This window comes from Ardenticatenales bacterium, assembly GCA_020634515.1.
GTDB lineage: Bacteria > Chloroflexota > Anaerolineae > Promineifilales > Promineifilaceae > JAGVTM01.
On record JACKBL010000001.1, the window covers coordinates 457,425 to 470,864 of the forward strand.

General features: G+C 60.2%; 13 protein-coding genes. 10 read left to right on the plus strand and 3 right to left on the minus strand.

Translation table 11 applies throughout. The annotated features are described in order from the left end of the window. Positions 1-11: 11 nt before the first annotated feature. Positions 12-932: a DNA adenine methylase gene (locus tag H6650_01705; GenBank protein MCB8950707.1), complete on the minus strand. Its 921-nt coding sequence runs from the start codon at positions 930-932 to the stop codon at positions 12-14. Between the two features lie 249 nt (positions 933-1,181). Further along, positions 1,182-2,435, minus strand: a complete 1,254-nt coding sequence (locus tag H6650_01710) for a YcaQ family DNA glycosylase (protein ID MCB8950708.1) — start codon at positions 2,433-2,435, stop codon at positions 1,182-1,184. Positions 2,436-2,654: 219 nt separating this feature from the next. Between H6650_01710 and fabF the strand changes: the two genes are divergently transcribed. Continuing rightward, positions 2,655-3,899: a beta-ketoacyl-ACP synthase II gene (fabF, locus tag H6650_01715; GenBank protein MCB8950709.1), complete on the plus strand. Its 1,245-nt coding sequence runs from the start codon at positions 2,655-2,657 to the stop codon at positions 3,897-3,899. After that, a complete protein-coding gene (locus H6650_01720) occupies positions 3,899-4,753 on the plus strand; it encodes an MBL fold metallo-hydrolase (GenBank protein ID MCB8950710.1) in 855 nt (284 codons plus the stop codon). Before fabF ends, H6650_01720 begins: the two co-directional genes overlap by 1 nt. Positions 4,754-4,788: 35 nt before the next feature. Here H6650_01720 and H6650_01725 read toward each other — a convergent pair whose 3' ends face one another. Next, positions 4,789-5,298, minus strand: a complete 510-nt coding sequence (locus tag H6650_01725; protein MCB8950711.1) for a hypothetical protein — start codon at positions 5,296-5,298, stop codon at positions 4,789-4,791. 214 nt (positions 5,299-5,512) lie between these two features. Between H6650_01725 and H6650_01730 the strand changes: the two genes are divergently transcribed. The 8 genes from H6650_01730 to H6650_01765 all read left to right on the plus strand — a co-directional run bounded on the left by H6650_01730 (position 5,513) and on the right by H6650_01765 (position 13,322). After that, positions 5,513-7,057: an ABC transporter ATP-binding protein gene (locus tag H6650_01730; protein ID MCB8950712.1), complete on the plus strand. Its 1,545-nt coding sequence runs from the start codon at positions 5,513-5,515 to the stop codon at positions 7,055-7,057. A 27-nt stretch (positions 7,058-7,084) separates the two neighbouring features. After that, complete coding sequence (locus tag H6650_01735) at positions 7,085-8,218, plus strand: ABC transporter permease (GenBank protein MCB8950713.1); 1,134 nt, start codon at positions 7,085-7,087, stop codon at positions 8,216-8,218. A 1-nt stretch (position 8,219) separates the two neighbouring features. Beyond that, positions 8,220-9,131 (plus strand): ABC transporter permease, encoded by a 912-nt coding sequence (locus tag H6650_01740; protein MCB8950714.1) that lies wholly within the window; start codon positions 8,220-8,222, stop codon positions 9,129-9,131. Positions 9,132-9,187: 56 nt separating this feature from the next. Beyond that, entirely contained in the window at positions 9,188-9,433 is a 246-nt protein-coding gene (locus tag H6650_01745; protein ID MCB8950715.1) for a carboxymuconolactone decarboxylase family protein, read from the plus strand. A 33-nt stretch (positions 9,434-9,466) separates the two neighbouring features. Next, complete coding sequence (locus H6650_01750; protein MCB8950716.1) at positions 9,467-9,781, plus strand: peroxidase; 315 nt, start codon at positions 9,467-9,469, stop codon at positions 9,779-9,781. 47 nt (positions 9,782-9,828) lie between these two features. Then, positions 9,829-10,824, plus strand: coding sequence for an Rpn family recombination-promoting nuclease/putative transposase (locus H6650_01755; GenBank protein ID MCB8950717.1), 996 nt, complete (start codon positions 9,829-9,831; stop codon positions 10,822-10,824). Between the two features lie 161 nt (positions 10,825-10,985). Continuing rightward, positions 10,986-11,633, plus strand: coding sequence for an HD domain-containing protein (locus H6650_01760; protein MCB8950718.1), 648 nt, complete (start codon positions 10,986-10,988; stop codon positions 11,631-11,633). Positions 11,634-11,762: 129 nt separating this feature from the next. Then, positions 11,763-13,322: a DUF4268 domain-containing protein gene (locus H6650_01765; protein MCB8950719.1), complete on the plus strand. Its 1,560-nt coding sequence runs from the start codon at positions 11,763-11,765 to the stop codon at positions 13,320-13,322. The last annotated feature ends 118 nt before the right edge of the window (positions 13,323-13,440 follow it).

A 13,440-nucleotide genomic window follows, 5' to 3' on the forward strand; every position in this document is an offset into this window, starting at 1 on the left:
TATTGTCCGTATTACATCTGGAATAGCTCAAGCTGCCGCGCGGGTCGCTTGTGTGTTTTCCCTTCGATTTCCTGTATTTTGGGGCCTAACCGCGATACAAGAGCCTTTGAGAGATAGATCGATTCATACGTTATCGCTTTACGCCCTAGCAAGGTGGATTGCGTGGATCTGCCGGCATTGATTTCAATGTGTCGCATTTCCAGGTTGGATGGAAGACTCTTCCCATAAGTCTTCGTCCCTGTACGCCCATCATAGCTAAGAATAAACGAAATATCCCGGCTCGTAAGCTCTACCAGGAACTGCACAAACTCTTCGGAGTTAATCCCCCCATAATAGCGAGGATCCCCGGTCCCACAGACCCCTTGATATGGCGGATCCATGTATACCAAATCACCCTCTTCCATGAAGGATAACATTTCTCTATAGTCCTGACTGGTTATTGTGACTTTGCCCCGCAGTAAGTTCGATACTGCATGTATATCGCCTGCCATCTGTTGCGGGCGACGTCCCAATCGTCTGTTGTCCGGGCTTTGATTGAATTCCCCTTTGGGATTATACCGAACCGATGCTTTAACACATCTGGCTAAGAGATACAACAAGTATTCAGGTTTGTGTGTGGCATTGAATTTGTCCCTCACGAGATCATAGTATTCTCGTGCGTTTTCCTGTTGTTCTTCCCACAAATGAGCGTATTTTCCCGACAATCCTTGAGGGTCGTTTATGATTTCTTCCCATAACGACATTAATGGAGCATTGAGATCGTTAATGTAAAAACGCGAAGCCTTGCCTAAAGAAGCAGCCGCAATCGTTATCGCTGCTGACCCGGCAAACGGCTCAATGAGCGTGTCAATGTCGCGCGGAAAACAGGCAAGAACATATCTGGCTATTTTCCGCTTGCTTCCTTGATATGGTATTGGGTGGGGCACTTTCATAAAATCACCTGTTTTGCTACCGGCTTGCTATTCTCCGTATATTGTTCGCATTTCTGAAATAACTGGCAACTAACCTGGGTGGGTGTGTTTCAAATAGGTTGCTCAGGCTGCCCGCGCCGTCGCACAATTTGCTCGCACTGTCCTTTCATGGCGGCGGACAATTCGGCGAATGGTCCTACAGCAGTGGTCAACTGAAATGAAACGCGCCTCTTGGGCAAATGGACAGGGTGCTTTTAGAAAAGAGACGTGCTACAGGGCGCGCATCAGTTTTTCGCCGAATGTGGATGGGTTGCTTTTCTCTATTTGGAGGCTGGTGGCGTTGTGCCAGGTGAGGAAGTCACGCATGCCGGCAGCAACCGCAACCACAAGCTCATCATCCAGGCCAACACCCGGCTCCAGGTAGAGCGCCTTCAGGTGCAGCACGCCCGATTGGCGGTCCAGTTTCGGATCGAAGCGACCCACCAACCGGTCTTTGTGCAGAATGGGGAAACAGAAGTACCCATAGACACGCTGCGCGGCCGGTTTGTAACATTCCAGCAGTTGCTTGAAGCCCCACAGCTTTTGATCCCGCTCCCCCGCCCAGAACAACGAATCGAACGGGGCGAGAAAGGTAGTGCGATTCGCCTTGACATCCCCCTCCGCGGCACGCTGGAGCAGGGACAGGTTGTCACGATGCACCAGCCATTTTTGTGTTCCGTTCATGGATTCGCCCTGAATCTCCACCAACGCGCCTTCCGCGATTAGCGCCTTGATCAGTGAGCGGGCAGGCGTGGCCCTCATGTAAGCGTAGAGAGTGAGATGACGTGGCTCAAAGACGCCCAGCGCCTGTGCCGCCTGCTCCAGACAGAAGCGGCGCGCCTCATCGGGATTGACGGGCGTGGTGTCCACCCATGCCGGCAGCACGCGCTCCCGCACATCATACACGCGATGGAAGTTCACGCGGTCGGCCACCATCAGATCGCCCCAGGCAAACAGCGCCTCCAACGCCATCTTCGGCGGCTTCCAGTCGTACCACTCCCCCTTGCGCGGGCCTTTGTACTCAAAATCGCCCACGCGCAGCCCGCCTTCCTCGTGGATGCGCGCCAAAGTCTGCGCGGCCAACTGGCGATTGCCGCCCTTGCTCGCCCATTCCTGGAAGGCGGGGTTGTAGCTGATTTTTCGATTCGTGCGCCATCTGTGGTAGCGATAATATTCCAGCGGGATGATGCTGGCGGCGTGGCCCCACCCCTCATAGAGCCGGCGCTGACCGGCAGTGTAAATCAGCTTGTGGAAATCATCAATCGCATATGACCCGAAGCGTGACCATATCGTGACGTAATGGGCGCGCTGGACGACGTGCAGCGTGTCGATCTGCACGTAGCCGAGTGCCCGCACGAGATCGGCGATGGCATCGGGCGTGGGCGTGGGGGAGGCGTCATGGGGCGTTGCCAGGCGTTGGGTGCGCAGCACGGTGGCGCGGAGGGCGGAGAGCGGGTAAATCGTGCGGGACGGTTGTCTCGTCATGGGCGGTTCCTTTTTCGCACAAATGTTTGCATAGTATAGAAGCCAGTTCGTGACCTGACAAGGGGGCGCAAGAGTGGGTGTCGCCCAAAGGCCGCGCGAGATTGGCGGCATTGTTGCTTGCGCGCTGCTTTTCGGCCCTGTCAGCAACCTGATCCGCGATGGTGGGTTATATCATCTTGTAGGGGGGCGGAGATGGGGCGCGATGCGCCAGGGTGAATGATGAACGAGAAACGACGTGTGGTGATTACGGGGATGGGGACGATTAACCCGCTGGGGCATACGCCGGAAGCGACCTGGGCGCGCGCCCGCGATGGGGTGTCCGGCATTGGACCGTTGACACGTTGCGATACGCGAGAGTTGAAGACGCAGTTTGGCGGCGAAGTACGGGATTTCGATCCGGTGGCCCGTTTTGGGCGCAAGGACGCGCGGCGGATGGACCCCAGCACGCAGTTTGCCATGGCGGCGGCGGAGGATGCGTTGCGAGATGCCGGCATTTCCCCCACCCACGCCAACCAGGACGACATCGGCGTCGTCCTCGGCTGCGGCCTGGGCGGCATGAACACCCTGCTGGACGGCCTCAACACAGCCAGCAGCAAAGGCCTCAACCGCGTTTCCCCCTTCTTCATCCCCATGTTGCTGGCGGACGCGCCTGCCGCCGCCATTTCCATCGCCTTCGGGCTGCGCGGCCCGAACATGGCCATTGCCACCGCCTGCGCCGCCAGCAACAACGCCCTCGGCGAGGCCGCTCGCATCATTGAGCGTGGCGAGGCATCGGTGATGCTGGCGGGAGGCACGGAAGCGCCGCTGTTGCCTATCGTCATCGCCGGCTTCAACGCCACCGGAGCCATGTCCACGCGCAACGACGACCCGGCGCGCGCCGCTCGTCCTTTTGACATCCGGCGAGACGGTTTCGTCACCGGCGAGGGGGCGGCCATTCTCATCCTGGAGGAACGGGAACACGCCCTGGCGCGCGGCGCGCACATCTATGCCGAGTTCCTCGGCTATGGAACCAGCGCCGACGCCTACCACGTTTCCGCGCCGGCGGAGAATGGCGCGGGCGCGGTGCGGGCGATGCGGATGGCTCTGGCGGATGCCGGCATCCCGCCCACGGACATTGACTACATCAACGCCCACGGCACGGGGACGCAGCTCAACGACAAGAGCGAGACGGCGGCGATCAAAACGGTGTTCGGCGACCATGCGTACCGAGTGGCGATCAGTTCCACGAAGTCGGTGCATGGGCATTTGTTGGGGGCGGCGGGGGCGCTGGAGGCGGTGGTGTTGGTGCAGGCGTTGAATGCCGGCATCATCCCCCCCACAATCAACTACGAAACGCCTGATCCCGCCTGCGATCTGGATTACGTGCCCAATACGGCGCGTCCGTCGTCGCTGCGCATGGTAATGTCCAACGGGTTTGGCATGGGGGGGCACAATGCGACGATTATTTTGGGGCGGGCGGAGTGATGGGGAGTGTGTTTGCGCTGGTGTTGGGGGTGATGCAAGATGCCGGCATGCCCCATATCGCCTGCCTTTGCCCCCACTGCCGCGCCGGGCGTAACGAATACGCCGCCTGCCTGGCCCTGATCGACACCCGCCAGACGCCCACCCGCGTCTGGCTCATTGACGCCACCCCCGACATCAAATACCAGATCAACGCCCTCGCCCCCTGGCTTGGCCCGCACGCCACCCGCCCCCACCGCCTGCGCCAGCCGGATGCCATCTTCCTCACCCACGCGCACATGGGGCACATCGGCGGCCTGCCGCAGCTTGGCCCCGAAGGCATGTTCGCGCGCGACCTCCCCCTCTACGCCGCCGCCCCCCTGCTGGAACTGCTGCGGCAAACGCCCCTGTGGCAACCGCTGCGGCAAAACCTGCGCCTGCACCCGCTCGTTCCCCACCAGCCGGTCCCCCTGTCCGCCGACCTGACCATCACACCCCTGCCCGTGCCGCACCGGGATGAGGTGGGCGCGGGGACGTTGGCCTTCTTCGTGCGCGGTCCGGCTCAATCCCTGCTGTACGTGCCGGATATTGACGCCTGGCCACTGTGGGCGGAGGCGGATCGCTGGTTCTGGCTCGCGGATGTGGCCCTGGTGGATGCCTCTTTTTACAGCGCGGACGAACTCGGCGGACGCCCGCCCGTGGCCCATCCCTTGATTCCCGACACGCTCGCCTTTGCCCGCCGCTTCCCCGCCCGCCTGCTGCTCACGCATTTGAACCACACCAATCCCGCGTTGGACCCCGATTCCGCGGCCCGCGCCGCCATCCGCGCCGCCCATGCGGAATTGGCCCACATGGGGCAACAAATCCCCCTGTCGTAACGTCAACACGCCGATAGGGGTGTCTTCATTTTCGCTCAGATCGGACGTGTCAGGGGGAGGATTGATGATTGTTGACCGCTTCCATTGCCGCCGCGCGCACGTTGGCGTCCGGGTCGAACAGGGAAATCTTCGTTAAGCTGCACCACCACCGGGTCAACTGTCTCGCTTTGTGCGATCTTTTGCGCGTCCTGGCGTCGTTCGTGCCGGTATGGACTGGTCAAGTGGTCCATGAGTTGTTCTTTCGTTGACTTGTGCAGGGGGACGGAGTACCTGCGCTCCAGTTCGGTGGCGGATAAATGTCCGATATGGTGAGGCTGCGTCCAGAAGAAATTTGAGTAAAGGGATGTGCGGCAATGGGCGCGGTAGATGTCGTTCTCTGGTGTCGCGCAGGTGACGACGTAGTAGTTGTCAGAATAGTTGCGGAAGGGATTCCCCTCATGGAAGGAAAGCTGCAAAAGGCGATAGCCGCGATCCTGGAGATGGGCGCGAAAGCGTTTCTCATGGAATGATATGCGAACCCGCGCAATATAGAGCCGAAGGGGCATGTAGATAAGGGCGGCAATAAGAAGCAGGAGGGAATTGTTCGTTTTGCTGATAGGGCCTGGCTTTTCACCACGTTACGCAACGTGATGAAAAAGGTAGCGAATTTAGGTGTTTGCGGCTACAATTTGCCGGCATTGCCAGTTAGCAACCCCCACAAACCCTATCCCATCGGAGCAAGTAGCGCGCCTGCGCGACGGCTCCGGGAGAGTCCCGTTCATGACAAAAACACCTGTTTTGGAAGCGCGTGGTCTGACAAAACGATTTCCGGGCGTATTGGCGAACGACTCGGTTGATCTGACGCTGTACAAAGGGGAGGTGCTGGCGATGTTGGGGGAGAACGGCGCGGGCAAGACCACGCTGATGAACATGCTCTACGGCCTCTATCGCCCGGATGAGGGGGAAATCTGGGTTAATGGGCGTAAGCTGGAAATGGACTCGCCGGATGATGCGATACATGCCGGCATTGGCATGGTCCACCAGCACTTCATGCTCATCCCCGTCATGACCGTCACCGAAAACATCATGCTCGGCGTCGAAGAAACCCGCGGCCTCCTCGCCAAACTCCCCATGCTGGGGCGCATCAACCGCCAGGAAGTTGCCGACCGCATCCGCACCCTCTCCCGACAATACAACCTCGCCGTCAACCCCGATGACTTCATCCGCGACCTGCCCGTCGGCATCCAGCAGCGGGTCGAGATCATCAAAGCTCTCTACCGCCACGCCGACATCCTCATCCTGGACGAACCCACCGCCGTCCTCACGCCGCAGGAAGCGGAAGAACTGTTCGTCATCATGCGCGGTCTGACGGAGCGCGGCGTCTCCATTATCTTCATCACGCACAAGCTAAAGGAAGTGCTGCGCGTCGCCGACCGCATCGCCGTCATGCGCCAGGGGCAAATGGTGGGCACAGTGGAACCGGCAGCGGCCACGGAAGCCAGCCTGGCGGAAATGATGGTCGGGCGCAAGGTAATCCTGCAGGTGAAAAAGTCCGAAGCGCATCCGGGCGTGCCGGTGCTACAGGTGCGGGATCTGCATGTAGACGATGACCGGCATCACCTCGCCGTCGGCGGCGTCAGCCTGGAAGTGCGCGCCGGGGAGATTTTGGGCGTGGCCGGGGTGCAGGGAAATGGGCAACGGGAACTGGTGGAGGCGCTCACCGGGCTGCGCGCGGTGCGGTCGGGCACGGTGCGTATCGGCGACACGGACGCCACGCACTTTTTGCCACGGCGGGTAACGGAGCTGGGCGTGGCCCACATCCCCGAAGACCGGGAGAAGCATGGATTGGTGATGGCCTATACCATCGCCGACAACCTTTGCCTGAATCGGTACTATTTGCCGCCGTTTGCCCAGGGGCCGATGCTAAATCAGGTGAAGATTGACGCGGAGGCGCAGATGCTGGTGGACAAATTCGATGTACGCACGCCCAGCATTTATACACATGCCGGCAATCTCTCCGGCGGCAACAAGCAAAAAGTCATCGTCGCCCGCGAATTCTCCCATCCCGTCAAACTCCTCATCGCCAACCAACCCACGCGCGGCGTGGACGTTGGCTCCATCGAATTCATCCATAACCAGATCGTCGCCCAACGGGACCAGGGCAGCGCCGTGTTGCTTGTTTCCGCCGAACTGGACGAAATCCTTAGCCTGTCAGACCGCGTTGCCGTCATGTTCCACGGGCAAATCGTGGCCGTGCTGCCCATCGCCGCCGCCACCCGCGAAAAAGTCGGCCTACTCATGGCCGGTTCCGCCGTTGCCCCATAAAAGATCGTCGCACCTGAGAGAAAACCTATGAGCGACACCAAGCCATCAACCAACAGCCAATTAAGAACCTTGCTTCGCCGCCTGTGGCGCGGGCTGCAAATTCCCATCGTGGCGATTATTACCTCTCTCATCCTGGCGGCCATCGCCATCATTCTCACCGCGCAGACGCCGGCGATTGGCTGGGAGAAGGTACTGCGCGGCTACTGGGGGATTGTGGATGGGGCGCTGCTACGCGGCAGCGGGCGCACCAACACGCTGGTCGCCATGACGCCCCTCATCTTGACGGGGCTGGCCGTGGCGATCCCTTTCCGCGCCGGCCTTTTTAACATTGGCGCGGAAGGCCAGTTCATGATGGGCGCGCTGGCCGGCACGCTAACCGGCATCTATCTGGATTTGCCCCCTGTGCTGCTGGCGATTGTGGTGTTGGTGGCGGGTTTCGTCGGGGGTGCGCTGTGGGGCTTCATTCCCGGATTCTTGCGGGCGCGGCTGGGGTCGCATGAGGTGATCAACACGATCATGCTCAATTTTATCGCCATTGCTTTTGTCAATTTTGCCGTGCGCGGCCCATTTAAGGACCCGAACCCGTCCACGGTGCAGACGCTGCCCATCCACAAGGCGGCGGAACTGCCGCGCTTGTTTGGCAGCCGCCTGCATCTGGGCTTTTTCGTGGCAGTGCTGCTGGCGGTGGCGGCGTATTATTTTCTGTTTAAGACGACGTGGGGGTTTGCGCTGCGCACGACGGGGTTGAATAAGGATGCGGCGCAATATGCCGGCATTCTTCCCTGGAAACAGTACATTCTCAGCATGGTCATCGGCGGCGGGTTGGCGGGTGTTGCCGGCATCATCGAAGTTCAGGGCATCACCCACGTCCTCCCCGAAGGCTTCGCCGCCGGCTACGGCTTCGACGCCATCGCCGTCAGCCTGCTGGCCGTCAACAACCCTCTGGCCATCATCCCCGCCGCCTTTGTCTTTGGCGCCCTCCGTATTGGCGGCGACTTCCTACAAATTCGCGCCGGACTCTCCGTCCACATCGTTTCCATCTTTAACGCCCTCATTTTGCTTTTTGTCGCCGCGCCCGCCATCGTGCGCTCCGTCTTCCGCCTCAAAGGAGACGACGGCGAGCGCACCCAGGCCACGCTCTCACGCGGGTGGGGAGGTTGACATGGACACTATCACAACCGTCTTGCAACTGGCCCTGGCTACGGCCACCCCCATCGCGCTTGGCTCCTATGCCGGCCTCTTCAGCGAACGCTCCGGCGTCGTGAACATCGCCATCGAAGGCATGATGCTCATGGCGGCCATGATGGCCTCCTTTGTCTCCGCCTACACGCAGAGCCTGGCGTTGGGCGTGGTTGCCGGGCTGCTCACCGGTGCGTTGATGGCCGGTTTGCACGCGCTCGTCTCCATCAAGTACAAAACAGACCAGATCATCAGCGGTACGGTGATCAATTTCCTGGCGGCGGGGGTGACGGGACACCTGTATCAGGCCTATCTGGTTCCGCCGCGCTGGCCGGGAAGTGCCGGCACTTTCCCTGCTCTGCCCATCCCCGTTCTCTCCAAAATCCCCTTCATTGGTCCCATCCTGTTTGATCATCAGCCCATCGTCTACCTGATGCTCATCCTCACCTTCGTCATCCACTACGTGCTGTGGTACACCCCCTGGGGGCTGCGGATGCGTGCCGTGGGCGAACACCCGCGCGCGGCGGATACGCTGGGCATCAACGTGTATTTTACGCGCTATGCCAATGTGATGATCGGCGGGTTGTTTGCGGGACTTGCCGGCATCTGGCTGACGCTGGAGTGGGTCGGTTCTTTTAACATTAACATGACCAATGGGCGTGGCTTCATCGCCCTGGCCGCCCTGATCTTTGGCCGTTGGACACCATTTGGCGCGTTTGGCGCGGCGCTCCTCTTCGGTCTGGCCAATGCCGTCCAGATTCGCACGCAGACGGCGTTCCCGCAAGTGCCGGCGGAATTCCTGCAAATGCTGCCTTACGTCCTCACCATCCTGGTGGCTACCGTGCGCCGCCCCATTCCGCCCGCCGCCGTTGGCGTGCCCTACGAAAAGGCGTAACTCCTCCTCACCCAACAACCACCAACTGTCAACCACCAACCGTCAACGGCTCCCCTATGCCCCGCATCAAAGTCATCCCCCTGGCGGAAGCCCGCGGATTCCTGCTCAAAGAGTACCAGGCGGCGCTGCAACGCGCGGGCCGCATCTGGAACATCGTCAGCATCATGAGCCAGAACCCGCGCGTTATGAAGGCCTCCATGGACTTCTACAGCGCCCTCATGTTTGGCTCCTCCCCCCTCAGCCGCAGCCAACGGGAAATGTTGGCGGTGGTTGTTTCCGCCGCCAACCAATGCCGCTACTGAACCCGCGCCCACGCGCACGACCTCCGGGCTGAGGTGGGCAATGATTGGGGGCTGACCGATGACGCGGAAGCGGATCACGTCGTACATCTGATTGCCTCTGACTGGCGGCAGGCTCCTCTCTCCGCCGCTGACCACGCCCTCTGCGCCTACGCGGAAAAGCTCACCCGCGCTCCCCATGCCATGACCGATGCGGATATCCAGGCGCTGCGCCGGCACGCCTTTGACGACCGCGCCATCCACGACGCTACGCAGGTCATCAGCTACTTCAACTACATCAACCGCATCGCTGACAGCCTGGGCGTGGAGCCGGAGACGTTCGTCCGTCCCTGGGAGCAGCCTTTGGAATAGCGGAGCTTCCTTGCCGGCATTTTCCCTACTCGTGCTATAATGCCGGCATGAGCGTTCAAAACCCACACGACCACTTCTTCCGCGAATCCTTTGGCCGCAGCCAGGTTGCGCGCAACTTCTTGCAGCAATACCTGCCGGCAGAACTGCGTTCCCTGCTTGACCTGAGCCACCTTGAATTGCAGGAAGGCTCTTTCATTGACGAGACAATGCGCGACCATCAGTCCGACCTGCTCTACCAGACACGGCTGGTCGGCGAGGAGGATGTGGCCTACGTTTACCTTCTCTTTGAGCACAAAAGCTATCCTGACCCCCTGGTTGCCCTGCAAATGCTGCGCTACATGGTGCGTATCTGGGAACGGCAGGAAAAGGAAAAGGAACCGCTGTCCGCCATCATTCCGCTCGTTCTCTATCACGGCGAAAGGGCGTGGACAGCGTCAACCGAGTTTCTGGCGCTGCTGGATGCGCCGGAAGCGTTATGGCCTTATCTGCCATCATTTCGCTACCATCTCACGGACCTCTCTTTTCTCTCTGATGAAACCATCCGCGGCGACCTCTGGCTGCGGGTGATTCTGGCGACGCTGCGGGCGGTGTTTGACCCACGGCTGTCGGGACAGTTGAGTACTTTGATGGAACTGGTCTTTCAACTGGCGCGGCAAGAAAAGGGGTTGGAGTTTATCCACACGATCCTGTATTATTTGAGCACGGCGACAGAAAAAGTAAGCCGCGAAGCCTTGCAACAGGCCGTTGCGCGGCAGGGCAAAGAAGGAGAAAGGACAATGACTACCATTGCGCAGCAAATCCGGCAAGAAGGATTGCAGGAAGGGTTGCAGGAAGGATTGCAGGAAGGATTGCAGGAAGGATTGCGGCAAGGTTCGCAGCATAACCTGATTAATGTATTGGATGCCCGCTTTGGGCATGTCCCACCAGCCATCAGCCAGCGCATTGAGCAGATCACGGACATTCCCACCCTGCAGCAGCTACTGCGCCAGGCGGCGACCCTTGATTCATTGGAGGCGTTTGCGGAACTGTTGCCGGCAGAGTAAGCCGCACACTGGACAGGTACTAAATTGGGGAATCCGTGGCTGTCGTTGCGCTGCCTGTTTCGGCCATTACATCACTGCGGACGGACCAGATGCCGGCAGTACGTTCCATGTCCCTGATGGCAAAAGATAAGGATTTTAGCTACACGCCTTCCCCCAACCACATGCGCCAACCACAGGATTGGGAGCCCCTTTTCCAGCAGTTTCTCGCCCGCCAAATGAGTGCTGATGCCGCCCACGACATCCACCACGTCCGCCGCGTCGTCGCCAACGCCATGCAGTTGACGGCAGCCACGGGTGCAAACGCCGCCGTCGTCTTTCCCGCCGCCTGGCTGCACGACTGCGTGGTCGTGCCCAAATCCTCGCCCCAGCGGGCGCAGGCTTCTCGTTTGGCCGCCGCCGCAGCAGGCGCATTCCTGCGGGCGCAGGGGTATGGGCTGGCGAATGTGGCCGACATCGAACACGCCATTGCCGCTCACAGCTTTTCTGCCGGCATTTCCCCCCGCACCCTAGAAGCCCAAATCGTCCAGGACGCCGACCGGCTTGATGCGCTGGGAGCCATTGGCATCGCCCGCTGTATCCAGGTGGGAACCGCCGCCGCCCGTCCCCTGTACCATGCCGCCGACCCCTTTTGCCACACCCGTCAGCCCGACGACAACGCCGCCACCGTGGACCATTTCTACACCAAGCTGTTGCGCCTGGCGGACGCCATGCAGACAGAGGCGGGCCGCGCCGAAGCCCGGCGCCGCACCACCTTCATGTTGGCCTTCCTGGAACAGTTGGCCTCGGAAATTGACCCTGTGGAGAGTTGATTTGCGATCCACGAGCACAGTGAGGACAATACGCACCATCTTTGCCCGGTCATCGGGGTAGAAACGGTTGACCGCGCTGCTGCCGCGGGTGGATGGCCCCCGCTGGAGTGTCTAGGATGAGAGAAAGTGATGCTGATTCCAATTGAACGTCTTCTGGCTGGGCGTGCCCGACCGCTATGTATTCATGGTAATCAAACGGTGCGGGATGCGCTGGCGTTGATGTTGCAGCACAATTACAGTCAGTTACCGGTCGTCAACGCTGACGGCAAGTTGATGGGCATCATTTCCGAACAGGGGATCAACCGCACCTTGTACCACATTGATGCGCGCATCCCGCTGTTGGATTATCCCCTGTTTCACTGCCTGGAACGGGTCACCGCCGTGCCGCTGGAAACCGACGCCTTTGACGTCCTGAACTGGCTGGAAAAGACGCTCACAATTGTGGTGGTGGACGATACCAGAATCCCACTGGGGATTTTGACAGCCTTTGACCTGACGCTCTTCTTCCGCGACATTTCCGAAGGGTTGGTGCTGGTCGAAGATGTGGAAGTGATGCTGCGGCAGCTTATCGACCAGGCGCTGCCCCATGAACCAGAGCGGCAGGAGGCCATGCAAAACGCCCTGAAGAACTACTTCAAGAACGGCACGGAAGAGCTGCCTTGCCTGGAGCAGCTAACGTTTAACGATTACATCAAGCTCATTGGCAACAACAAGAACTGGTCATACTTTGAGGCTACGCTGCAATCGAAAGAGTTGTTCCGCATTTACATGGAACAGGTGCGGGATATTCGCAATCAACTGGTCCACTTTCGCGGACAATTGGATGCGGTGCAGCGGGATGCGCTGCAGCGGGCGCGCGCCTGGTTGGTGAACCGCTTTGAGGCTGTGCCAGACGTGCCCAGGCCCCTGGTCGTGGCTGAAAGCGCGGCTGATTACCAGGTGGACACAGGTGGGGGTAAATACAGCAGCTTGACCACGTGGCTACAAGGGCTGAACAGGGAGCCAGGAGAGCGCGTGCAGCAGGCGTTTTCCCGCGTGGAGGCGTTGATGGGGATGGAATTGCCGGCATCCGCGCGCCATTACCGCTCCTGGTGGGGGAACGATCCCACCCGGGGGCAACAGGCGGAAGCATGGCTGCGGGCCGGGTGGAAGGTGGCGCATGTGGATTTCACCCACGAAACCGTCACGTTTCAGCGCGAAGACACCGTTTTGTATCAACTGTTCTTTGCCGGCCTGCTTACAGAGTTCAAGCGGCTACGGCCTGACCTGATACACACCCCCCGCGCCTACCCTCAGCCCTGGTGGCACTTCGAGGCAGGCGGGCCGGGGTTTGCTTTTGGTTGGCGGTTCACGCCCGCCCGCACCTTGCGCACCGAACTGGTGATTGCCCTGGGCACATGGCACACCAGTGAACGCGCCTTTGAGCGGCTGCTGTCGCAACAGGCCGACGTAGAGGGGGAACTGGGCCGCGCACTTGTGTGGGAGCGGCTGCCGTCCCAGGCGAAATGTCGCGTGGCCCTGGAATCCGGGGCCACGCTGGCCGATCCGTCTCTGCACGAATGGGGGCTGACCACCCTCCTGCGCTTCGTGCAGGTCTTCCGGCCCCGCCTGGCTGCCCTCCTACCAGAGCCAGGCAGCGAAGAGACCCCTGACGAGGCGGCCTGGCGACTCGGCGATACAAAAGCATAACCATTGCGTTCAGCCGTCCTGTGGTCAAACCACAAACCCGCAGGCAAACGTCGGGCCTTAGAGCAACATGGTTGTAATTGACAGCCGACAACCACAAACCATCCACTCGCCCGCTTGC